The 21,267-nt window shown below is 60.5% G+C and carries 21 protein-coding genes; 9 read left to right on the top strand and 12 right to left on the bottom strand.

Annotated elements, in window-relative coordinates:
* Positions 1-302 precede the first annotated feature (302 nt).
* A complete protein-coding gene (locus HNO86_RS21545) occupies positions 303-1,115 on the top strand; it encodes a lytic transglycosylase domain-containing protein (protein ID WP_175378941.1) in 813 nt (270 codons plus the stop codon).
* Between the two features lie 41 nt (positions 1,116-1,156).
* On the opposite strand, the gene HNO86_RS21540 is transcribed toward HNO86_RS21545, so the two are convergent.
* The 3 genes from HNO86_RS21540 to HNO86_RS21530 form a co-directional block, all read right to left on the bottom strand.
* Positions 1,157-2,983, bottom strand: a complete 1,827-nt coding sequence (locus HNO86_RS21540) for a CocE/NonD family hydrolase (RefSeq protein WP_175378940.1) — start codon at positions 2,981-2,983, stop codon at positions 1,157-1,159.
* Between the two features lie 42 nt (positions 2,984-3,025).
* Positions 3,026-4,480, bottom strand: coding sequence for a YfcC family protein (locus tag HNO86_RS21535; RefSeq protein ID WP_175378939.1), 1,455 nt, complete (start codon positions 4,478-4,480; stop codon positions 3,026-3,028).
* A 111-nt stretch (positions 4,481-4,591) separates the two neighbouring features.
* Positions 4,592-5,494: a LysR substrate-binding domain-containing protein gene (locus HNO86_RS21530; protein ID WP_175378938.1), complete on the bottom strand. Its 903-nt coding sequence runs from the start codon at positions 5,492-5,494 to the stop codon at positions 4,592-4,594.
* A 197-nt stretch (positions 5,495-5,691) separates the two neighbouring features.
* Between HNO86_RS21530 and HNO86_RS21525 the strand changes: the two genes are divergently transcribed.
* Positions 5,692-6,918: an OprD family porin gene (locus HNO86_RS21525; RefSeq protein WP_175378937.1), complete on the top strand. Its 1,227-nt coding sequence runs from the start codon at positions 5,692-5,694 to the stop codon at positions 6,916-6,918.
* 168 nt (positions 6,919-7,086) lie between these two features.
* Here HNO86_RS21525 and HNO86_RS21520 read toward each other — a convergent pair whose 3' ends face one another.
* From HNO86_RS21520 to HNO86_RS21500, 5 genes are all read right to left on the bottom strand, one after another.
* Positions 7,087-7,578, bottom strand: coding sequence for an RES family NAD+ phosphorylase (locus tag HNO86_RS21520; RefSeq protein ID WP_175378936.1), 492 nt, complete (start codon positions 7,576-7,578; stop codon positions 7,087-7,089).
* Positions 7,578-8,153, bottom strand: a complete 576-nt coding sequence (locus HNO86_RS21515; RefSeq protein WP_256672710.1) for an antitoxin Xre/MbcA/ParS toxin-binding domain-containing protein — start codon at positions 8,151-8,153, stop codon at positions 7,578-7,580. The genes HNO86_RS21520 and HNO86_RS21515 overlap by 1 nt, the downstream gene beginning before the upstream one ends.
* A 380-nt stretch (positions 8,154-8,533) precedes the next feature.
* Complete coding sequence (locus HNO86_RS21510; protein ID WP_175378864.1) at positions 8,534-8,701, bottom strand: hypothetical protein; 168 nt, start codon at positions 8,699-8,701, stop codon at positions 8,534-8,536.
* Between the two features lie 100 nt (positions 8,702-8,801).
* The gene (locus HNO86_RS21505) at positions 8,802-9,587 is read right to left on the bottom strand and encodes a hypothetical protein (RefSeq protein ID WP_175378935.1); all 786 of its coding nucleotides are present in this window, start codon (positions 9,585-9,587) and stop codon (positions 8,802-8,804) included.
* A gap of 89 nt (positions 9,588-9,676) precedes the next feature.
* The gene (locus tag HNO86_RS21500; RefSeq protein ID WP_175378934.1) at positions 9,677-10,810 is read right to left on the bottom strand and encodes an aminotransferase class V-fold PLP-dependent enzyme; all 1,134 of its coding nucleotides are present in this window, start codon (positions 10,808-10,810) and stop codon (positions 9,677-9,679) included.
* A gap of 409 nt (positions 10,811-11,219) precedes the next feature.
* On the opposite strand from HNO86_RS21500, the gene HNO86_RS21495 reads away from it, so the two are divergent.
* Positions 11,220-11,519 (top strand): DUF6124 family protein, encoded by a 300-nt coding sequence (locus tag HNO86_RS21495; protein ID WP_256672709.1) that lies wholly within the window; start codon positions 11,220-11,222, stop codon positions 11,517-11,519.
* A 120-nt stretch (positions 11,520-11,639) separates the two neighbouring features.
* Here HNO86_RS21495 and HNO86_RS21490 read toward each other — a convergent pair whose 3' ends face one another.
* From HNO86_RS21490 to HNO86_RS21480, 3 genes are read right to left on the bottom strand one after another with little or no spacing between them, the layout of a single operon-like run.
* A complete protein-coding gene (locus tag HNO86_RS21490; protein WP_175378933.1) occupies positions 11,640-11,990 on the bottom strand; it encodes a RidA family protein in 351 nt (116 codons plus the stop codon).
* The gene (locus HNO86_RS21485; RefSeq protein WP_175378932.1) at positions 11,990-13,264 is read right to left on the bottom strand and encodes an FAD-binding oxidoreductase; all 1,275 of its coding nucleotides are present in this window, start codon (positions 13,262-13,264) and stop codon (positions 11,990-11,992) included. Before HNO86_RS21485 ends, HNO86_RS21490 begins: the two co-directional genes overlap by 1 nt.
* A gap of 7 nt (positions 13,265-13,271) precedes the next feature.
* On the bottom strand, positions 13,272-14,690 hold the full coding sequence (locus tag HNO86_RS21480; protein ID WP_175378931.1) for a PLP-dependent aminotransferase family protein: 1,419 nt from the start codon (positions 14,688-14,690) through the stop codon (positions 13,272-13,274).
* A 348-nt stretch (positions 14,691-15,038) separates the two neighbouring features.
* On the opposite strand from HNO86_RS21480, the gene HNO86_RS21475 reads away from it, so the two are divergent.
* The 5 genes from HNO86_RS21475 (at position 15,039) to HNO86_RS21455 (ending at position 19,660) form a co-directional block, all read left to right on the top strand.
* On the top strand, positions 15,039-16,463 hold the full coding sequence (locus tag HNO86_RS21475) for an amino acid permease (protein ID WP_175378930.1): 1,425 nt from the start codon (positions 15,039-15,041) through the stop codon (positions 16,461-16,463).
* Between the two features lie 102 nt (positions 16,464-16,565).
* Entirely contained in the window at positions 16,566-17,531 is a 966-nt protein-coding gene (locus tag HNO86_RS21470) for a transporter substrate-binding domain-containing protein (protein ID WP_175378929.1), read from the top strand.
* 16 nt (positions 17,532-17,547) lie between these two features.
* Positions 17,548-18,324, top strand: coding sequence for an amino acid ABC transporter ATP-binding protein (locus HNO86_RS21465; protein WP_256672708.1), 777 nt, complete (start codon positions 17,548-17,550; stop codon positions 18,322-18,324).
* Between the two features lie 3 nt (positions 18,325-18,327).
* Positions 18,328-19,008 (top strand): amino acid ABC transporter permease, encoded by a 681-nt coding sequence (locus HNO86_RS21460; RefSeq protein WP_175378928.1) that lies wholly within the window; start codon positions 18,328-18,330, stop codon positions 19,006-19,008.
* Between the two features lies 1 nt (position 19,009).
* The gene (locus HNO86_RS21455) at positions 19,010-19,660 is read left to right on the top strand and encodes an amino acid ABC transporter permease (RefSeq protein ID WP_175378927.1); all 651 of its coding nucleotides are present in this window, start codon (positions 19,010-19,012) and stop codon (positions 19,658-19,660) included.
* Between the two features lie 143 nt (positions 19,661-19,803).
* Here HNO86_RS21455 and HNO86_RS21450 read toward each other — a convergent pair whose 3' ends face one another.
* The gene (locus tag HNO86_RS21450; protein ID WP_175378926.1) at positions 19,804-20,202 is read right to left on the bottom strand and encodes a RidA family protein; all 399 of its coding nucleotides are present in this window, start codon (positions 20,200-20,202) and stop codon (positions 19,804-19,806) included.
* Between the two features lie 141 nt (positions 20,203-20,343).
* Between HNO86_RS21450 and HNO86_RS21445 the strand changes: the two genes are divergently transcribed.
* Complete coding sequence (locus HNO86_RS21445) at positions 20,344-21,258, top strand: LysR family transcriptional regulator (protein WP_175378925.1); 915 nt, start codon at positions 20,344-20,346, stop codon at positions 21,256-21,258.
* Positions 21,259-21,267: the final 9 nt, after the last annotated feature.

Genomic DNA, 21,267 nt, shown 5'->3' with positions numbered 1-21,267 from the left:
CGCCAATGCTGTCATGCGCGTGTCTCATGAGTCTCGACACCAATCCACTGTGGGACCTGTAGGAGCCGAGCTTGCTCGCGATGGTGGTGCAAACACCGCTGGGCATCACACCCAGTGTCATCGGTCTCCTCCGTCCGCTGGCGCTTGCGGGTACACCGGCAGCCCGTACGTCAACGCAAGTTCCATGGCCGATTACAAGGGGTATAACTGTCAGTGCAACAGACGGTGCACATGCCCTCCAAAGGCTGCGCCCTGACCACCCCCCCCCAGCCTGACAGGTACCCGCGGCGCGGAGCGATGTGATGAGTTCCAGAGCATGGCGATGGGCTCGCAAGAGTCTTCTTGGCGGCATCGAACTGGCCTTGCTGGTGGTGCCACTGTGCGCCAGCGCCATGTTCAAGTGCCAATCCAGGGACGGCGCCATCAGCTACACCAGCCAAACCATCGCCACCGCCCGCTGCACCCGCGTGAATGGCATGGCGGGCGCCGATACCGGTGCCGGTGCCAAGGCAACGGCCCAGCCACGCTTTGTCCGGGGCGACGACCCCGGCGCGATGCGGATTCGGGTGTTCACCTTCATGCACAAGGGTGTTCGTCAGTATGTGAGCCGGCGCCCCGTCGGGATCTCCGCGCGGGTCGATGAGCTCGACGTCTATTACATCAAGGGCTGCTACCTGTGCACGATGCCGAAGGATTTCAAGGTCGCCTCACTGCGCCTGGACACCCGGTCCTATCAGCGGGAAATCGAAGCCGCTTCGGGTCAGTATGGTGTCGACAGGGCGCTGGTGCGCGCAGTGATCCATGCCGAATCGGCGTTTCGCCCCAACGTCATTTCCGAAGCCGGCGCCCAAGGCCTGATGCAATTGATGCCCGCCACCGCCGAGCGCTTCGCCGTGAACGATCCGTTCGACGCTCGACAGAACATTCGTGGCGGTGTGCGCTACCTGGCCTGGTTGCTCAAACGCTTCAACGGCAACCGGACGCTGGCGTTGGCAGGTTACAACGCCGGCGAAGCGTCCGTGGATCAGTACAACGGGGTGCCTCCCTACGCCGAGACGCAATCCTATGTCAGCCTCGTGCAATCCTTGACGGAACGCTATCAGAACCACCGGTAGTACCGCAGGGCACATAGCCCGCAAGCTGCGCTTGCCCGCGTTCAACTCTGATCAGGCAATACAGCCATGCTGACCCGTGACGGCCTTTCACGACTCATATGGACGGTATTGAGCGCAACCCGTTTGTGCACAGCCTGTCCTTGCGGTTCACCACTGTTGGGATTCACGTCGAAACGAGGAAAGTTGCTGCTCGCAATATCGACTCGCAGCCGATGCCCGGCTTTGAAACGATTGCAGGTGGCAAACGGTGTGATCGATACCTTGAAGCACAGTCCGGGCACGGTGGGCGTTGGATCACTCCACGAATCACGGTAGCGGCAACGGATGATGCCGTCCGTGATGTTCATCGCGAAACCTTCCGGGTAGTCAGTGCTTGGCGGGTATACATCGATGAGTTTGGCTGTGAAGTCGGTATCCAGCCCATCGGTCTCTACCCACAGCTCGAACTCGATGCTGCCTGCCACCACAAGATCCGCTGACAAAGGGTTTGTTTCAAAGCTGAGTACATCCGGCCTGTCGCTCAAGTACTCGTTGTCACCTCTGGCACCGAAAAACCGGGACGATTCGCGTTGATCATAGGCGCCGCCCGCAAACACGGGAGCCCCCGACGTGAGTGCGCCACCAATCGTTGGTACAGGGTTCAGGGGATCGGCCTGATAGGTTTTGCGGGTCGATTTTTCAGGCGCGTCCTCTCGGAGTACGCCATCAGCATGGAAATGAAGTGTCATCTGTTGGCTACCCGGCAACGGCCATCGGCTTGTTGTCAGCCACTCTCCACCATGATCGATCCGCTGGTTTACGTCTTTGCGGCCCGATCCACCCCCCATGATGAACACCTGCACCTGTTGGGGCGGGGGCGTTGTGGAACTGGCCTGGAGCAAGTGGGTTTCGAACCAGCGCAAGCGACAGGCGAGCCAGTCATCCTCGACATGGCCATCGAATGCCGCGGTCAGTCCGTACTCGGCGTCACCGCTGTGCGTGATGTTCCGATCACCGTGAAGCCATGGCCCCATGATCAATCGTTGAGGGGCATTGCCATGGCGAATGAAGGCATTGAAGTTGTCCAGAGTCGAGCTGACGTAGGCGTCGTACCAGCTGGACATATGGAGCACTGGAATATCGGGAATTGTGCTCCGGTAGTGGTCGGCGCAGAGGCCCAGTTGCTGCCAGTACGAGTCGTAATTACCCCGTCGCCACTGGTCCAGGAGATAGTCCTCGTACTCGGGCGCATGACGCAGCGGCGAGTGCCCCGATTGCCAGGGCATATTGGCAAACCACTGGTGAATGTCTTCTTTTTCCAGCGATGCCCGCAGATGCGGGTCTGCCTTTGCCGTTGGGCTTTCCTTGGCCTGTTTGTAGGCCCAGGTGACCTGTTTCAATTCGAATGCGCCACCCTGGCGAATCCCGCAATGAAACGCGTTGGCGAAGCCGCCTGAGTCGAGCACCATTGTGCACAGGCCTGGCGGGCTCAGGCACGCCATGGCCAGCTGTGTATGGGCGGCGTAGGAAAGGCCCATGCTTCCCACCCGCCCGTTGCACCAGGGCTGTTCGACCAGCCACGAAAGCGTGTCGTAGCCGTCCTCGCCTTCATTGATGTACTTGACGAACTCGCCTTCGGATTCATATCGCCCACGGCAATCCTGAAAGACGGTGACGAATCCTTTGGCGGCGAACGCAGCTGCCATTTCCTCGCGTCCGAGGTGGTGTCCATCGAAACGTTTCTCGGAGCGAGAGGGCATGGATTTGTTGTACGGGGTGCGCTCAATGATGACGGGGAGCGGAGCATTTGTGGCATTGGGCAAGTAAACGTCCGTGGCCAGCCGAACGCCATCGCGCATCGGCACCATCAGGTTTTTCATAACGTGCATGTTTGAGACTCGAAGCTGCAGGGCTGCCGAGGCAGCCCGAAATTAGTAACCGATGTACACGGCGATACTCAGGAGCGCCAGGGCAATGGCGGTGAAGACAAGGAACAGCGGCCAGATGAAACGTGCCCATTGACCCCAGCCCACTTGTGCCGTCGCCAACAGAATCAGCAACCCGCTGGAGGTGGGTGTGATGAGGTTTGTCAGCCCGTTGCCGAGCAGAAACGCATACACAGTGGTCTGCGGTGTTACGCCCGAGAGTTGTCCGAGCGGGCCGAAAATCGGCATGGTCACGGCGGCCTGGCCGGAGGTTGAAGGAATCAGGACGTCCAGCCCCAGTTGGGCGAAGAACATGCCGAAAGCGGACACCAGCGGTCCATGCTCACTGATCAGTTCGGAGAGATGGTTGACGATGGTGTCGAGTACCTGCCCGGTGCTGAGGATGATTTCGACAGCGGTCGCCAGGCCAATCAGCACACCCGCCATCAATACTTTTTTCATGCCATCGACAAAGGCGCCGGCAGCTTCACTGGCCCCAATACCGGCAACCAGCGTGAAGACCATGCTGAGGGCCAGGTAGTACGCGGACAGCTCCGGATACTTCCAGTGCCAGCGGTTCGATGCATACACCAGGAAAGCGACGCCCATTGCCAGAATGATGAGGTTTGCCGCGTGACGTGGATGCAGTCGCGACTGCTTGAAGTCGAACTGTGCCGTGCTATCGAAACCGTGACGGCGAATGCTCAGCAGCACGAAAGCGATGCCGATGACCAGGAAGGTCAAATAGGCAACCACCCGCATGTTCAGGCCGCTGAACATCGGTACGCCCACCAGGGGCTGAGCGACTGCCAGCGATACCGGGTTGGTGATGGAGCCCAGGTAACCGACCTTCACCGAGATGGCCACAATCGCCAGGCCGATGATGTTCGGAAGGCCCAGCCTGTTGGCCATGGCCACCATCAGTGGGACGATCAGAATGAATTCCTTCGCCAGGCCCATGAATGTGCTCCCGGCAGAGAACACCAGCATCAGGCAAGGCACCAGGACGTAGATGTTGCCCCTGGTGAGTCCCAGTATCCGCTCGAGTCCGGCATCGATGGCGCCGGCCTTGTTCAGGACGCCGAACATTCCGCCGATGAACAGCACCATGAAAATGAGCCCGGCGCGTTTCTCGATGCCCTGAGGGATAGCCATGAAGGCCTCCACCAGGGAAACAGGGTGTGCGACCTCGGCATTCGCGGTTCTTGGCTCGATCGAAAACAACTGACCGAGGCCGGAGTCTTTTTGCAGGGTCTGGTAGGAGCCTGGGATGACCGCAATGCCTTTGCGCTCAAATTGGCCAGAGTCCACAAGGTAAGTGAATGCCAGTGCCATGAAGACGATGCTCAGCAGGATCAGCGCCGGGTTGAGTTGCTTGGGTGGATTCTGGGTGACGAGGTTGGCGGATGCAGACGCATCGACCGGTTCGGCAAATGCCGAAGGGGAGTGGGAGCGGTTCATAATGCGCGTTCTCGATTGTTGTTCTTCAGGGTGCCCAGGCGTTATGGCGGCACACTAGAACAACTCATTGTGATCGCTCAACGTTATGAGTGATTCGGGTTGGCCTATGCGTTATCCGTCTTGTGAGAGGCCCGCAAGGCGGTTGCTCAAGTGCTCGGCGAATGCCTCCACCAGCCTCGAACGCGGTTGATCCTTGCGGAAAATCAGACCGAACCGATACGGCAGAAGGGGGCGCAGAGGCCTGGTCAACAGTGGGAGATTACCGAAATCCCGGGCAAGCAATCCGTTGATGATCGAGACGCCCATCCCTTGAGCTACGAACGCACAGGCCGCACTCACGGAATGCACTTCGACCCGAACTTGTGGAGTGACACGGGCCTCTCGAAAGCGTTGATCCAGCTCTGAACGAAGATTTCTCTGGCGGCCAAGAAGAACCAGCGGAACGCCTCGAAGCTGATCGACGGTGATTTTCGAGTGTTCTGCCAGCGCATGCCCCACAGGCATCACGCATACCCCTTCGGTTTCCAGTACCGGTTGTACCTCGAAATCGGGCAGCTCGGCGGGCAACCGGACAAACGCGAAGTCGGCACTGCGGTCGAGGACAGCACGCTCCAACGCGTCATAGCCTCCGGTGACGACCTCGACAACGACGTCCTCCCGCTCTCGCAGAAACTCGGCAACGATGCTTGGCAGCAGGTGATGAGTCATGCTGGTGGGTACCGCGACCCGGAGCAGGCTGCGCTGGGAGCGGCCAACCCTGAGTTCGTCGGCCAAACGCTGAACGCGTTGCAAGTTGTCGACGAGCGAGGCGACCTGACCGAGCAGTTCTTCAGCTTCGGGCGTTGCCATCAACCGACCCTTGCGACGCAGGAACAGTGCGAAGCCCAGATGCTCTTCAAGCTGTGTCAGCAGTCGACTGACCGCCGACTGGGACAAGTCCATCCGCGTTGCAGCACCGATGGTAGATCCGGTCGCCATGATGGCCTGAAAGGCTTCGAGTTGCTTGAGGTTCACGTCCTGCTCCAACGATGTAGAAAGACCCGAGCGCATAGGGTGATGCGCTTTACACATAACGTTGTGACTTGATTCACAGGGCGTTAGTGTCCGCCGCACGAACACGCTGAGTCCAGTCCCGGCCTCGATAGCCTTACTGATTTCAGGCGTTCGTTAACCCATCTGCCAACAATCACAACATTAAGCAGAGACTTCCAATGCGCATGCTTATGAGCACAGGCACCCTCGCTTGCGTGGGTGCAATGACCAGCCTCGTCCCGGATTTGGCTGTCGCAGAATTCTTCAAAGACTCCCAGGCCCGCCTGGCCCTGCGCAATTACTACTTCAATGACGACTATCGTGACGGTGGTGCTGATCGAAGAGAATGGGCGCAAGGGTTCATACTCAAGGCGCAGTCCGGCTTCACTGAAGGACCTGTCGGGTTCGGCATGGAGGCATTGGGGCTATCAGGCTTGCGGTTGGACTCAAGCCGGGCTCATGCAGGGACAGGGCTGCTGCCTGTGCACGACGACGGGCGAGCTGCGAGCGAATACTCAAGCCTCGGCCTGACTGCCAAATTTCGTTGGCAAAATACCTTGGTCAGCACCGGCACCCTGTTACCCAAGATTCCGGTGCTCGTCTACAACGACGGTCGGCTTTTGCCTCAGACATTTCAAGGCATGCAAATCGAGTACACCGGTATCGATCGGCTCTACGCGCATGCCGGTCACCTGGACAAGTTCAAGGCCCGGAACTCCACCGATAGCGTCGATATCTTTCCTCAGGGATACACGGGTAGCGAAGGCTCCGATTTCGACTTCGCGGGCCTTCGCTACGACCTCAGCAAGCAGCTCAGCTTGAGTACCTATTACGGCGAGCTGCGAGATTTCTATCGGCAGCAATTCTACGGCCTGGTGTACACAGCTCCGGTGGGGGAGGGAAAGCTGACGAGCGATCTTCGGTACTTTGTCAGTGATGACGTCGGTGCCGCTCGAAATGGTTCTGTCGATGCCGACATGTTCAGCGGGCTATTCACCTATCGCCTGGGCGGCCACTCACTTGGATTCGGATATCAGAAAGTCGATGGCAGCACCGCCCTGCCGTACGTGAGTGTGAGTACGGTGTACTCCTTCAGTAACGCCAGTGTCGGGAAGTTCATTCAGCCGGGCGAACGCACCTGGATGCTGCGTTACGACTTTGACTTCGCCACTGTGGGCATACCTGGTCTTGCCTTCATGACCCGCTACTACAACGGCAGCGGCGGTGAATACCGTGGGTTGGAAGCCAGGGAGCATGAAACCAATACCCAGCTGAAGTATGTTGTTCAGGATGGGATGTTCAAGGGTGTAGGGGCCGAGTTGCGCCATGCTGTCTCACGAAGCACCTATGCTAGCGATCGGGACAACGTTCGGGTTTATCTGACGTATGACTTCGTGTTGTGGTGAGCACAGGCGGCGCAGCCAGGCACTCACACCGCGTGCCTTTTTCCAACCATCCCTTTCCATGGACTCCCAGACTACGCCGGGCCGCGGCCCAAGGCTCATACGGTATTCGCGCAAGCGATCCAGCCGAACCTTGGCGGCTTGGTGGGTAGCCAAGGGCACAGGACAGGACTATGGCGGGTTGAGACGGCCATCCAGAGCAAACCGCTCCTGCAGCACGACCTCAAAATGCCCCTCGGCGAGTGCTGGATTCATTAGCAGATTCCAGCTATGTCGCGAAACACACGACGGAAAAATCACAAACGGGCGGCTCTCTAGCAGCGATTCGCCATACTCTTGCTGGCTTCTGCTCGGTGAGCCGGGAACCAGCCAATTCTGATTAGCGATGTCTTCCGGCTTTATTACCAGTACTTCGGCTCGGTCGAGTATTCGCACCTCGGTCAAAATGTAGCTCTCACTATCCAGTGACTTGAACCCCTTGTGTACGGCAACCTCCAAAATGGCTGTTGCCGCATCAAGGGCACCATATACGATTGGCATGCCTTTGGGATTCCAACGCCCCCCGGCGATTTCTGCGCCACGTCCCGTGTGCCACGTCGCTGAATGACGGGCCGAATCAATTCGCCAAAAGTGGATGTCAGTGCTTAGCGGGTCCTTCGCCATTAATAAACTCCATAGTCCATTCTGGTCAGGAAATCATTGACCAGCTCATAGCCTATGGCATTGGCGATCAAATCAACTGGAGCCAGCCCGTCCAGCCCGCGAGCAGGCTCCGACATCCACTGCTCAGCCAGGTCCCTGCTGCCTAGTACCTCAGTCGCCTTTTCCATGATTTCGGCGAAGTAGAGAGCGCGCGTGCTTTGCTCAGGGGTAAGCAACCGATCAGGCTCCTGCATCCGGCGAGCAAGGGTGCGATCAGAAGATCCGATAATCTTTGAAAGCACGTTGGCTTTCTTGAACGCAGGGGAATTGTCCACCCAAACCACAACCGAGCGCAGCGGGAAACCGTTCTGCACCGCGTGGTAGGCATCCATGCGGTCGTCGCCGCGAACGTTGCGAAGAAAAAGCGCAATGGACTTTTCCATCGATTCCCCAACAACGCTGACTTTGCGGCCATGGGCCAATTTGCGCACGTAAGCCGCACGGCCTTCGTACAGGGTCTTGCCTTTGCCGTAGCCTGCGACTTCCATTTTTCCACTGTCAGGCAGTTCCTGGTTGTCCGGTTTATTTACAGCCATAAGGCCTCCCGCTGTTTATCATGACAAGTGGCACTTATATTAGTGCCACTTGGCAGAACAAGCGAGGCCCTCCCGGATCAACGGCCCAGCAGATCCCAGTAGCGCATGACAAGCGAGAAAGGGCTGTCGCTCGCATTGCCATAAGTTCACCAAAAAGGGATAGATCTCTCTTTAATAAATGATTCTGTCCCCTTTTGATTTGTTGACGACCATCGCGAGCAAGCTCGCTCCTACAGTGGATTTGTGTCGTGCGCAGCATTTGTGATCAACGCAGAACATTGTGGGAGCGGGTTTGCCCGCGAAGAGGCCGGTACATTCAACATCGATGTCGCCTGAACTGACGCCTTCGCGAGCAAGCCCGCAGTTGATTTGCGCGTTGGTTATGGCGAAGGCCGGGCGCGCAGGCGTCGGCCGATGATGTCCAGGACGTCGCAGCCATCGCGCAGCGGGATGGCGCAGAGCAGGGCGAAGTCGCCGAGGATGAAGGAGTCGCACTCGATGGAGCCGCGCATGGCGAGGTGGGACGGCGAGGGTTCAGTCTTTCTCACCGGGCCGGTGGAGACGTCTTTTTCAGGAACAATCGCGGATGCTTTGTTGAGAGCTTGAAGGTGGGTGGGAAGGCTTTCCAACCACCAACGCATCAAGGCCTCAGAACTGCCAGATAGGCCCGTGTGTCCCATAACAAGCATTTTCCAGCACATCGCTGCGCACGCCATGTTGAGTGACAGCGCCCCATTCGTTCACCTCAAAGATGAGCTGCGGCTTGCGCACCTTGCCATCGCGCATATGCACACTGTCGTAGACCTTGAGGCCTTTCCCGGCGCTAGCGACGCGTGTCTCGATCCAGGCGTTTGGCTCGTTCGCATTTTCCAGGCGTGCCAGCAACGCGTTATGCAGCGGCAGGTAGCGACCGTCCATGGCGCGGCAGTCGATATTGATCGTCCTGACCGTGCGCTCGGCCTGCGCGGTGGCGAAGTGCAGCCGCGCACCATAATCCCGTTGCAGCCGCTGCACGTAAGTCAAACCATCGCCGCCGGCCGTCTTGGTGAGCGAAGTGGTTTCGGGTTTTCTTTCCAGATCCTGTTTGCAGAGGTCTTCTCGTTTGTAAAAACGATGGGAAACATGCTCGCCGGAAGGTTTGTGCACCGCGGAAAGCACAAGCACATTGCCTTCCTCGAACAGCATTGAAGTTTCCGGGCCGTAGTCGCTGGCAGGACTCCAGACAGAGGCGGGCAGGCCCGCTTCGGATGGCACGCACTGTGGCCCCGACGGTGTGGCGCGCAACTCATAGAGCGGAGGTTGATGGAAAGACTGTGGCGTTGCGGCGTGCACTGAGCAGGTCAGCAACATGGGTACTGAAAAAGCGGTTCCGAGGATAGGGAAAGTTCGGCTCACGTTGTCCTCATGCGCAATCAAGTCGTCGAAAAACAGCATAGAAGCACGATGTAACCCGCAAGGTGCCCACGCAAGAATGCCTTCCAGGAATTCACGCGTTCGGTACGTCCTGCGGGCAATACCAGGACTTATCTAGCCATCACCTCATCCAATGCCTTCTCCAGCGTGCTGACCGTACGCTCGATGTTGTGCAGCTTTTCAAGCCCGAACAGCCCGACACGAAAGGTCTGGAAGTCCGCCGGCTCATCGCATTGCAACGGCACGCCGGCGGCGATCTGCAGGCCGTGGCTGACAAATTTCTTTCCGCTCTTGATGTCCGGATCATCGGTGTAGCTCACCACGACGCCGGGGGCCTGAAAGCCGGTGGCGGCCACGCTTTTGATGCCTTTGCCGGTCAGCATTGCGCGCACCCGATCGCCCAACGCCTGTTGCTCGTCGCGGACCTTGTCGAAACCGTAGGCTTGCGTCTCTTTCATCACTTCGTTGAATCGCGCGATGGAGTCGCAGGGCATGGTCGCGTGATAGGCATGCCCACCCTGTTCGTAGGCCTGCATGATCTGCAGCCACTTTTTCAGGTCACAGGCGAAGCTGCTGCTTTGCGTGTGTTCGATGCGTTCGAGGGCCAAGGCACTGAGCATTACCAGGGCGCAGCAAGGGGAGGCGCTCCAGCCTTTCTGCGGTGCGCTGATCAGCAGGTCGACCGCGCATTTGTGCATATCCACCCAAATCGTGCCCGAGGCGATGCAGTCCAGCACGAACAGGCCACCCACCGCGTGCACGGCGTCGCCAACGGCTCGCAGGTAGTCGTCGGGCAGGATGATGCCTGACGAGGTTTCAACGTGGGGGGCGAAGACGATCTGCGGCTTCTGCGTCTGGATGGCGGCCAGCACTTCGTCCAGAGGGGGAGGGGCGTAGGCCGCCTGCCGACCGGTTTCGACCGGCCGGGCCTTGAGCACCGTGGTGGCCGCCGGGATGTTGCCCATCTCCAGAATCTGGCTCCAGCGATAGCTGAACCAGCCGTTGCGAATCACCAGGCATTGCTGGCCGGTGGCGAACTGGCGCGCCACCGCTTCCATGCCGAACGTGCCACTGCCCGGCACCACCGCGACAGCCTGGGCGTTGTAGACCTGTTTCAGGGTGCTGGAAATGTTCTTCATCACGCCTTGGAACGACTGCGACATGTGGTTGAGCGAGCGGTCGGTGTAGACCACTGAGTACTCGACCAGCCCCTCGGGATCGATGCTGGGGTATAGCTTTGACATGGGGTGGCTCCTTATTCCGCAGGCAGGGGAAGTCTGCCTACGCGCATTAAACATAGCTGAACCGTGCGCGTTTAAAAGGCTTCGGAATTAGTTCCGGAAAGCTACAGGACCTTGCGTCGTTGCCTACGGCTACGCCAGAATCCGCCGGCTTGTGCGCCTGGGGGCTGCTGGGTAATTTGATTCGTGTCACTGCCCATCAGTGATCGGGTTTAGTCGCCCGTGGTGACATCGAAGCGCATTAGCATCCATATCGTCAGGTCATATTCATGCCTGCACTTCATGGTAGCTGTGCGCAGGGCGCCTTCGGGCGCGCCGGATTCGTGTCTCCCCGGTCGACTAACCTGCGTACAGCTGCCACCACTCGTTTAGTCGCGAGAGGGTGACGGCTCCACATTCTGGAGACCGAAAATTGATAAAACCTTCACCCAATCCCCCAAACACCGACTCCAATCTCGACACCCCCTCAACGGTCGACATCAAAGCCACTCCCCGAACACCCAGCACCCTGTTCATCGTCAACCCCGAAACCCGAACCGAAGACCTGATGGTCTATCTGGTCGAAACACTGGCCTCGGTCGACGTGATGGTCCATCACCTCGTCGATCATCTGGACGGCGGTTTACGCAACGCTCTGTTGGGCATTTCCAACAGCGTCATGCTGGCGGAGATCACGGCCAATCGCGTGCTGGATCAGCTTGATCCGCCTTGAGTGAGCGTTGTTCCGAAAAGATCGCAGCCTGCGGCAGCTCCTACAGGGAATGTGTTCCGGTTCAGGAGCTGTCGTCGTCCAGGAAAGGCAGAACGACCCTAAGTTGCCCTTTGCGTCACTTCATCCCTTCGCCGCGCAGACAATGACCTCCACCCGCAACGCCGGATCGGCCAGTTTCGCCTCGCCGCAGGCACGCGCCGGGGCGTGCCCTTCCGGGACCCAGGCGTCCCACACCGCATTCATCGCGGCGAAATCCGCCATGTCGGCAAGCCAGATGGTGGTTTGCAGCAGGTGTTCCTTCGAAGAGCCGGCCTGCGCCAGCAGGGCTTCGACCCGGGCCAGGGCGTCGCGGGTCTGGCCGGCGACGTCGTGCTGCGGGTTGCCCACTTGTCCGGCCAGGTACACGGTGTGGCCGTGGATGACGATCTGGCTCATGCGCGTGTTGGTCTGATGACGCTCGATGGTTTGCATCAATGTTTTCTCCTGTGGATGGGCGTTGCTCGGAAGCGTTGCACGGAAAAGCTGTCGAGCCACTGCGGCGCCTTGCCGGCGATGCAGTCGGCCACCAACTGGCCGGTGGCGCCGGCCAGCGTCAGGCCCAGGTGCTGATGGCCGAAGGCGTAGATCAGTCGTGGCTCGTTCGGCGAGGGGCCGATCACGGGCAGCGAATCGGGCAGGGAAGGGCGGAACCCCAGCCACTTGCGTGACACCGGTTGGGTCAGGCCCATGACTCGGCGCACGTTGCGCTCCAGATAGTCGAAGCGTTTCGGATTGGCCGGATCATTGATCGAACCGAGTTCCACCGTGCCCGCCACCCGCAGGCGACCGGCCATGGGCGTCATGTAGAACGCGCTTTCCACCGGGCAGCACGGGCGGTTGAGCGGAGTGTCCGGCCTGTCGAATTCGATGTGATAACCGCGTTCGGTATCCAGCGGGATCTTATCGCCCACCTGGCGGGCAAGGGCTGCCGACCATGCGCCGCCACACAGCACGACGCGGTTGGCGCGCCAGCTTTTGCCTTCGGTGCTGCTCAGGTACAGGCCATCGCTCTTGCGTTGCAGGCCGGTGATCGTCGCTTGATGCAAACTGCCGTCGGCAATCAACGGTGCCGCCAGCGCTTCGATGAAGGCGCGCGGGTCATCCATGTGCGACGACTCGGGGAACAGGATGCCGGCCACCGCCTTGCCCGCCAGCGCCGGCTCCATCTGCTCGACATCCGAGGCTTTCAGCACCTGTTGGGCGATGCCCAGCGAGCGTCGCAACTCGATGGCGGCCTGGGCGCCTGCAAAGCCCTGCTCGGTGCCGTAGGCATACAGGCAGCCGTTGTGGCGCAAATGTTGATCGGCCTCGGGGCAATCGGCCAACAACGGCGCATAACCGCTGTAAGTATGTTGAAGGATCTGGCTCAGGGCCTGGGTGTTGACGGCGCAACGCGAAGCCCGACACTCATTGAGAAACCGCACCAGCCACGGCATCAACTTCGGCAAGCGTGCCCAGTTGATGACGAAGGGCGATTCCCTGGAAAACAGCAGCGACGGTATCGCCTTGAGCAGCGACGGCTGGGCGATCGGCATCACGCCATAGGGCGCAAGCGTCCCGGCATTGCCGTAGGAGGCGCCGCTGGCAATCGCCTCGCGCTCCAGCAGCGCCACCTGGTAACCCTGGCGCCGCAGCCAGAGGGCGGTGGCCACCCCGACCACGCCGGCACCGATAACCGCAATTTCACAATGAACGGGCTGTGTCATGTCTCTCTCAGATCCGGTTGTGCATGTAGAGATGGCCCTGGCGCGCCAGTTGGCTGATGACCTTCAGGGCCTTGACCAGTTGCTCGCGGGACAGGGCCGCCGAAATATTGATACGCACCGCCTGCGGCGAGAGCTCCGGACGCAGGGTGAACGCGCCGCCGGCCAGCAGCACCACGCCACGGTCGTGGCACAGGCGGGCGAAACGCGAGCCGGTCCAGGGTTCCGGCAGGATCAGCCAGGCGTGAGTGCCGGTGGTGCTGTGTTCGAATTCCAGGCCTTCCAGGTGACTGGCGAGCAACGTCTGGCGGGCGCGCAACTCTTCGCGCTGCTCCGCCACCAGTTGCTCGGCATGGCCATCCTCGATCAGCCGGGTGGCGATCAGCGCCGTCAGCGGCGAAGTGCTCCAGCAGTCGATGCGCTGCATGGCGGCGATGTCCGGGGCCAGCGCCGGTGGGGCCATGACAAAGCCCATGCGCAGGCCCGGGGCGATGCATTTGGACAGGGCCGAGATGTAGATCGTGCGCTCTGGCAGCAAGGCGGCGAAGGCGGGCGGCGACTGATCCAGCAGCGGCCGGTAGACGTCGTCTTCGATCACCAGCAGGTCGGTCTCGCGGATGACCGCCGCCAGGGCTTCACGGCGCTCGGCGTCGAGGGTGATGGCGGTGGGGTTGTGAATCGAAGGCACCAGGAACAGCAGCCGTGGCTGATGTTCGGCGCAGGCCTGGCGTAGCGCTTCGGGTGACATTCCGCGCTCGTCCGCGTCGACCCCGACCAGGATCAGCCCCAGCGACCGGCACAAGGCATTGATGCCCTGGTAAGTGACGCTGTCGGCCAGCACGGTATCGCCGCTGTTGGTCAGGCTGCGCAAGGTGCTGGCGATGCCGTGCTGGGCGCCCTCGGCGATCAGCATCTGCGAGGCATGGGCCTGCACGCCCGTGTGGCGCAGCCATTGCGCGGCGGCTTCGCGCGCCCATAGCGGACCTTCGGAAGGGTGATAGTCCTTCATGTCGCCAAAGCGCGGGTCGCTGGCCAGGCGCGGCAGCAACTGCGCCAGCACCCGGTTGAAGCCGTCGGTGGCGGGGCGATTGACGCTCAGGTCAACCGTGCCCGGGTCATTGCTGGGTGACGACTGGAACTGCGCCGCCGGATGCCGTGGCTGTGCGACCTGGGTGCCGCGACCGGGGCGGCTTTCCACCAGACCTTTCTGCTGCAGCACCGCCATGGCCTTGGTCACGGTGGTGATGTTCACCCCCAAGGCACTGGCGAAGTCACGGTGGGGCGGCAGGCGCTCCCCCGGCTTGAGCTTGCCGTTGCCGATGGCTTCGGCCAGCGAGTCGGCCAGTTGCGCGTACAGGGTCTCCGCCTTGTCGCGTTGCAACGCCGCACTGGCCTTGAGTTCTTCCAATAGTTGTTCGAATTGACTCATGGTGCCTTATCCCTGCTTGTCATGCTCGTAGCAAGACAATAAGCAAATTTGTATTGCTTTTTATCCGATACAACGCCCATTGACAAGCTAAAAAACCGTGATTAGTGTGTGAGTTGTAATGCTTGTCATGCAACACAATAAGAAAATGACTGCCATACGCAGTTCAACGGGTACGCACATGACTTACAGATCGTTCCATTCGGGCACGCCCCGGTCCTGCGAACACCACCGACACCTGCGCCTGCCGGCGAGCGGCACAGAGTATCCGGTGAGTTGTCTCCCTCGCGCAAAGTCTTCGATGAAATTATCCGGTCGATTGACCCTATCCAATGCTGCGGAGGTCATCCGATGAGCAATGCCCAGCCAAAAGGCAACCCGCAACGCTTGAGTGGCGCATTGCGTCAGCGTCACATCACCATGATTTCCCTGGGCGGGATCATCGGTGCCGGTCTCTTCGTCGGCAGCAGCGCGACGATTCAGGCGATTGGTCCTGCCGCCTTCCTGAGTTATCTCGCTGCCGGCATCGTGGTGATGCTGGTCATGCGCATGCTTGGCGAGATGGCCGTGGCGTTGCCCGGCGTCGGCTCCTTCACCGAATACGCGCGCATCGGCCTGGGCAATTGGGTCGGTTTTACCAGCGGCTGGTTGTACTGGTACTTCTGGGTGATTGTGGTGGCGGTGGAAGCGGTGGTCGGCGCCAACATCCTCGAGCAGTGGATCCCGCTGCCGGCATGGATGATCGGCCTGAGCCTGCTGGCGATCATGACCGCCATCAACTGCCTGTCGGTGAAATCCTATGGCGAGTTCGAATACTGGTTCGCCTCGCTGAAGGTGTTCGCCATCATCGTCTTCATCTTTGTCGTCGGTGCCTATTTGTTCGGCTTTGCCCCGAGTACCAGCGACCTGCTGGGCAACCTGGTCAATGATCGCGGCTTCATGCCCTATGGCGTCAGCGCCATTCTGGCGGGAGTGCCGACGGTGATTTTCGCCGTGGGTGGCGCCGAGATCGCGACCATTGCCGCCGCCGAATCCGACGATCCTTCGAAGAACGTGGCGAACATGACCCGTTCGGTGATCTTCCGGGTCATCACCTTTTACGTCGGCTCGATCTTCCTGATCGTCTGCGTGGTGCCCTGGGGCCAGATCGTCGCCGGACATTCGCCGTTCGTGGCGGCGCTGGATGTCATGCGCATTCCGGGCGCGGCGATGATCATGCAGGCAGTGGTGCTGGTGGCGGTGCTGTCGGCGCTCAACTCCGGCCTGTATGTGTCTTCGCGGATTCTGTTCGGCCTGAGCCAGCGCGGTGATGCGCCGGCGAAACTCGCGGTGCTGACCGAGCGCAAGGTGCCACGGGCCGCGGTGCTGCTCAGCAGTGTGATCGGTTACATCGCGATCATGGCCGCAATCATTTCTCCGCAAGGCGTGTTCCTGTTTCTGGTCAACGCCTCCGGCGCGGTGATGCTGTTCGTGTACTTGGCGGTGGCGCTGGCACAGATCAAGGTGCGGCGTCAGGTCGAGGCCACGGCGCCGGCGCGGCTGACCCTGAAAATGTGGCTGTTCCCCTGGCTGTCCTATGCTGTGGTGGCAGTGATTGCGGGTGTTTTGGTCGCCATGGCGTTCCAGGAAACCTTGCGTACACAGTTCCTCGCCAGTCTGGTCAGCCTCGCCGTCGTGTCCGCCGCTTACCTGATCCTCAAGCGTCAGCGGCAGCAAGACGCCAAACCCCACGTCAATGCCAACGACATCCTCGCGGGCTTGTCGGCACGGTCATGAATCCCGGGAAACATCAGTAGAAGAACCCACCACGCCAGGGACGGCGCATCAGCAACAAGGCTTGTACCGGTCAAAAACAATAAATTTGCCAATAGGTGATCTATGTCCGACTTCAAGTTCGATACCCAGGGTTTCTCCCGCCGCGGCCTGCTCAAGGCGGCCGGCTACGGTTCACTCGCCGCATTGGCCGCCAGCGCCATGGGACCGGTGTCCTTCGCCTTCGCGGCCGACAAGCCGATCAAGACCGTGCGGCCCGGTTATCTGACCGCCGCGTGCCTGGGCGACATGCCCCTGGGCGCGCTGCGCGAAGGCGTGCCGATCGGCACTGACCTTGAACTGCTAAAGCTCATCGCCGATCGCCTGGAGCTGAAACTCGATGTGCTGACCATGGGCTTCCCGGCGGTGGTCGAGGCGGTGCGGTCCGGGCGCGCCGACTGGTTCGGCGGCAACTTCGCCTGGAACCCGATGCGCTCGAAAATCCTGCTGCTGACCGACCCGGTGTTCTACACCGGCGCCTACGTGATCATGCGGGACAGCGAACCGTTCGACACCTCGATCACGGTCAACGATGTGAAGGGCCGCACCATCGGCGCCATCACCGGCTATTTCACCATTCCCGACATGAAGAAAATCGAGGGCGTGAAGGAGGTCAAACTCTACGACAACACCGACTCCTGCCTGCGTGACGTGCGCGCCGGACGCCTGGATTTTGCCGTGCTCGATGCACCGACCATCGACTACATGATCCTTCAGGACCCGAGCCTCAAGCTCAAACAGATCCCCATGGCCTACGACGAGAAATTCCCCAGCCTGACCGCCAAGTTCGAGGCGATCTGGGGCGTGCATCCGCAGAACCAGGACCTGTTCGACGGGGTGAACCAGGGCGTGCGCTGGCTGAAGGCGACCGATCAGATCAAGCCGATCCTGGCCAAGTACGGCATCAAGAACCCCGACTACCTGGTACCACCGGCGAAGAACCCGCGTATCGGCGTCGATCGCGACGACAAGGGCAACGTGATCGGCCCGTTCGAGCACCCGGCCCGTGATTTCAGCCAGGCGTTTGCCTGAATAGAGGAGCGGGCGCATGGCTGAATCAACTCCACTGGTACGCATCGAGGGGCTGCACAAGTCCTTCGGCAGCCTGGAAGTGCTCAAGGGCATCGACCTCAATGTGCAGCAGGGCCAGAAGATCTCGCTGATCGGCCCCAGCGGCTCGGGCAAGACCACCTTGCTGCGCTGCGTGAATTACCTGGAGGAACCGACCAAGGGCGATATCTACATCGATAACGAACTGATCGGGCAACGGCTGGTGGGCACCCGCAAGGTGCCCATGAGCGATAAGGAACTGGCGCGGATGCGTGCGGAAATCGGCATGGTGTTCCAGCGCTTCAACCTGTTCCCGCATCTGTCGGTGCTGGAAAACATCATCCTCGGGCCGCTCAAGGTCCAGGCGCGCGAGCGTGCCGAAGCGGTGGCGATGGCTGAGGATCTGCTGAACAAGGTCGGCATGTTCGCCAAGCGCGATGCCTTTCCGGAACAGCTCTCGGGCGGGCAGCAGCAACGCATCGCCATCGCCCGCGCACTGGCGATGCGACCCAAGCTGATGCTGTTCGATGAAGCCACCTCGGCCCTCGACCCGGAACTGGTGGGGGAGGTGCTGGGGGTAATGCGCAAGCTGGCGGAGGAGGGCATGACGATGATCATCGTGACCCACGAAATGAGCTTCGCCGAGAGCGTGTCCGATCAGGTGATCTTCATGGCCGACGGCAACATCGTCGAACAGGGACCACCCCGGCAGATTTTCCGCGAGAGCCAGGTGGAACGGACCCGCTCCTTTATCCGCGCCGTGCAGGAGCATTGATCGATGTTCGATACTACCGCACTGCACAAGGCCATCGAACTGCTGCCGTACTTTCTGAACGTGCTGGGCATGGGCGCATTGACCACGGTTGGCCTGACCGCCGCGGCGTTCGTCGTGGCGGCGCTGCTGGGGTTCTGTCTGGCGTTGATGCGGTTGTCGCGCAGTCGCCTCCTGAGCCTGATCGCCAGTGTGTACCTGGAGATCTTCCGCAACGTTCCGATCCTGACCCAGTTGTTCATCCTGTACTTCGGGCTGACCTACATCGGCATCACCCTGCCGGCGATCGGTGCAGCGATCATCGGTTTCGGGCTCAACGGTGCGGCGATTCTGTCGGAGGTGTTCCGCGCGAGCATCCGCACCATCGATCGCGGGCAAAGCGAGGCGGCGTTTTCCATCGGCATGACCCGCGCCGTGGCGCTGCGCCTGATCGTGTTGCCCCAGGCGTTCAAGGTGGCGATTCCGGGGATGGCCAACTTCGCCATCGGCCTGCTCAAGGACACCTCGCTGGCCTCCGCCGCCGCGGTGCCGGAGCTGACGTTCAAGGCGAAGATGCTGGTCAGCGAGACCTACCAGACCAACCTCATCTACTTTTTGCTGGCGATGATTTACCTGGTGCTGAGTCTGGTGCTGTCCCACTGGGCGGCGCGCACCGAACGCCGCCTCAAAGTCGTCAAGGAGAACTGATATGGGCTACGGCGAACTGTGGGAAGCCACCCATGTCGAGTTCCTTGCGGCGGCCTGGGCTACCTTGCAACTGGCGTTTGGCGCGCTGGTGATCGGCTTGATCGTCGGGCTGCTGGTGGCGCTGGCGCGGTTGTCCAGCAGCCGGTCATTGCGCAGGCTGGCGCTGGGCTACATCGAGTTGTTCCGGGGAACACCGGCGCTGGTGCAACTGTTCATCGTCTATTTCAGCCTGACCGAAATCGGCGTGCAGTTCAGCTCGTTCCAGGCGGCGATGATTGGCCTTGGGCTCAATGCGGCGGCGTATCTGGCGGAGATTTATCGGGCGGGGCTGGAGGCAGTGCCCAAAGGGCAGGTGGAAGCGGCAAAAGCCATCGGAATGCCACGGCTCAAGGTGCTGCGCTGGGTGGTGCTGCCCCAGGCCATCCGCATCGTCCTGGCACCCATCGGCAACGTCGCCATTTCGCTGCTCAAGGACACCTCGGTCGCCTCGCTGATCGCCGCACCGGACTTGATGCTGCGGGCGCAGGACTTGAGCTCGGTGTACTTCATGCCACTGGAAATCTACATCCTGGTGGGCGCGATCTACTTTGCGTTGTGTTATCCGCTGTCGCTGGGAGTGCGGTTGCTGGAGCACAAGACGCGGCGGTCCTGAGTCCATCGCTCTCAGCCGCACCACAATACCCTGTGGGAGCGGTTCAATGCCTGCCCTGTAGGAGCGAGGCTTGCCCGCGAAGACGGTCTGCCAGTCCACACCGATGGCGTCTGATGAACCGCTTTCGCGAGCAAGCTTCGCTCCTACAGGCCCGGCAGCTTGGCGATCACCTTGATCTCGAAGTCGAAGCCCGACAGCCAGGTCACGCCGATAGCGGTCACCGTCGGATAGGGCGCTTCGCCCCAATACTCGGCCGCCACTTCCCAGATGGTTTCGAATGTCGAGTCGGGGTCGACCATGAAGATCGTCGTGTCGACCACATCCTCGAAACTACCGCCGGCCTCGGCCAAAATCGCGTTCAGGTTGGCAAAGGCCAAGCGAACCTGTGCCGCAAGGTCCGGCTCGGCCGAGCCATCCTTGCGGCTGCCCACCTGACCGGATACGAACAGAAAACCGTTGGAGCGAATCGCCGGCGAGTAGCGGTGCAGCTCGTACAGCGCATGGCGGTCAGGCGGGAAAACAACATCACGTTTGCTAGTCATTGCTTACATCCTTCAGGGCCATCGCGGCCCGGTGTTTACGGTGAGGCCACTATAAAAAAGGCCGCCGACCTCAATAAACGGGCAGCTCTGGTCATGACTGTTTGTACAATCCAAACAATCCAGACCCGAGAGAGGCGTGAAATGGACCGTTTCGATGCAATGCAGGCGTTTGCCCGGGTGGTGGAAACGGGCAGTTTCACCAAGGCCGCAGCCACCCTGCACATGAGCAAGACCACCGTGACGCAGCTCGTTCAGCAACTGGAAGCGAGGCTGCGTGTGCGCCTGCTCAACCGCACCACACGCAAGGTCAATGTCACCGCCGACGGCGCGGCCTACTACGAACGCGTCGTGCGGCTTCTGGTCGATATGGACGATGCCGAGACCAGCTTGTCCAGCGCGTCGCTGACACCGCGCGGGCGGCTGCGGGTGGATGTGCCCAGCCCATTTGCGCGCATGCTGCTGATGCCGGCTCTGCCGAGGTTCTTTGCGCGTTATCCGGAAATTCAGCTGACCCTGGGCGTGAGCGATCGCATCGTCGACATCATTGGAGAAAACGTCGACTGCGTGCTGCGTGGCGGCGAGATCACCGATCAGTCTCTGGTGGCCAGGCATGTGGGCGATTTGAAACTCGGCATCTATGCCGCGCCCGGCTATTTGCAGCGCTTCGGTACGCCGGCGCATCCCCGTGATCTGGAGGAGGGCCGACACCACACCGTCGGCTTCCTCTGGTTTCGTACCGGCAAAACCTTGCCCTACGCAATGCAGCGCGGTGAGGAGCACATCGAAGCCCACGGCCGCCCGCAACTGACGGTCGACGACGGCAATGCCTACCTTGCCGCCGGCCTGGCGGGCCTGGGCATGCTCTGGCTACCGCAGTACATGGCCAAACCGCACCTGGCCAGCGGTGAGTTGCTGCCGCTGTTTGAGGACTGGCAGATGGCGCCGATGCCGATGTACCTGGCGTTTGCGCCGAATCGCCATGTCAGTGCCAAGGTGCGGGTGTTTATCGATTGGGTGATTGAATTGATGGCTGAGCATGCGCCGGTGGTTGGGTGAGGCAGGTGT

The organism is Pseudomonas sp. C1C7 (assembly GCF_013359595.1).
In the GTDB taxonomy this organism is placed as follows: Bacteria; Pseudomonadota; Gammaproteobacteria; order Pseudomonadales; family Pseudomonadaceae; genus Aquipseudomonas.
Note: the sequence above shows the minus strand (reverse complement) of the source record. Positions and strands in the feature narration are given on the sequence as shown.

Coding starts and splice junctions, on each gene's coding strand:
- HNO86_RS21525 (WP_175378937.1), top strand. CDS start 5,692: ATGCGCATGCTTATGAGCACAGGCACCCTCGCTTGCGTGGGTGCAATG.
- HNO86_RS21505 (WP_175378935.1), bottom strand. CDS start 9,587: ATGCTGTTTTTCGACGACTTGATTGCGCATGAGGACAACGTGAGCCGA.
- HNO86_RS21445 (WP_175378925.1), top strand. CDS start 20,344: ATGGACCGTTTCGATGCAATGCAGGCGTTTGCCCGGGTGGTGGAAACG.
- HNO86_RS21535 (WP_175378939.1), bottom strand. CDS start 4,480: ATGAACCGCTCCCACTCCCCTTCGGCATTTGCCGAACCGGTCGATGCG.
- HNO86_RS21500 (WP_175378934.1), bottom strand. CDS start 10,810: ATGTCAAAGCTATACCCCAGCATCGATCCCGAGGGGCTGGTCGAGTAC.
- HNO86_RS21470 (WP_175378929.1), top strand. CDS start 16,566: ATGTCCGACTTCAAGTTCGATACCCAGGGTTTCTCCCGCCGCGGCCTG.
- HNO86_RS21465 (WP_256672708.1), top strand. CDS start 17,548: ATGGCTGAATCAACTCCACTGGTACGCATCGAGGGGCTGCACAAGTCC.
- HNO86_RS21545 (WP_175378941.1), top strand. CDS start 303: ATGAGTTCCAGAGCATGGCGATGGGCTCGCAAGAGTCTTCTTGGCGGC.
- HNO86_RS21485 (WP_175378932.1), bottom strand. CDS start 13,264: ATGACACAGCCCGTTCATTGTGAAATTGCGGTTATCGGTGCCGGCGTG.
- HNO86_RS21455 (WP_175378927.1), top strand. CDS start 19,010: ATGGGCTACGGCGAACTGTGGGAAGCCACCCATGTCGAGTTCCTTGCG.
- HNO86_RS21490 (WP_175378933.1), bottom strand. CDS start 11,990: ATGCAAACCATCGAGCGTCATCAGACCAACACGCGCATGAGCCAGATC.
- HNO86_RS21480 (WP_175378931.1), bottom strand. CDS start 14,690: ATGAGTCAATTCGAACAACTATTGGAAGAACTCAAGGCCAGTGCGGCG.
- HNO86_RS21475 (WP_175378930.1), top strand. CDS start 15,039: ATGAGCAATGCCCAGCCAAAAGGCAACCCGCAACGCTTGAGTGGCGCA.
- HNO86_RS21515 (WP_256672710.1), bottom strand. CDS start 8,153: ATGGCTGTAAATAAACCGGACAACCAGGAACTGCCTGACAGTGGAAAA.
- HNO86_RS21460 (WP_175378928.1), top strand. CDS start 18,328: ATGTTCGATACTACCGCACTGCACAAGGCCATCGAACTGCTGCCGTAC.
- HNO86_RS21540 (WP_175378940.1), bottom strand. CDS start 2,983: ATGCACGTTATGAAAAACCTGATGGTGCCGATGCGCGATGGCGTTCGG.
- HNO86_RS21520 (WP_175378936.1), bottom strand. CDS start 7,578: ATGGCGAAGGACCCGCTAAGCACTGACATCCACTTTTGGCGAATTGAT.
- HNO86_RS21450 (WP_175378926.1), bottom strand. CDS start 20,202: ATGACTAGCAAACGTGATGTTGTTTTCCCGCCTGACCGCCATGCGCTG.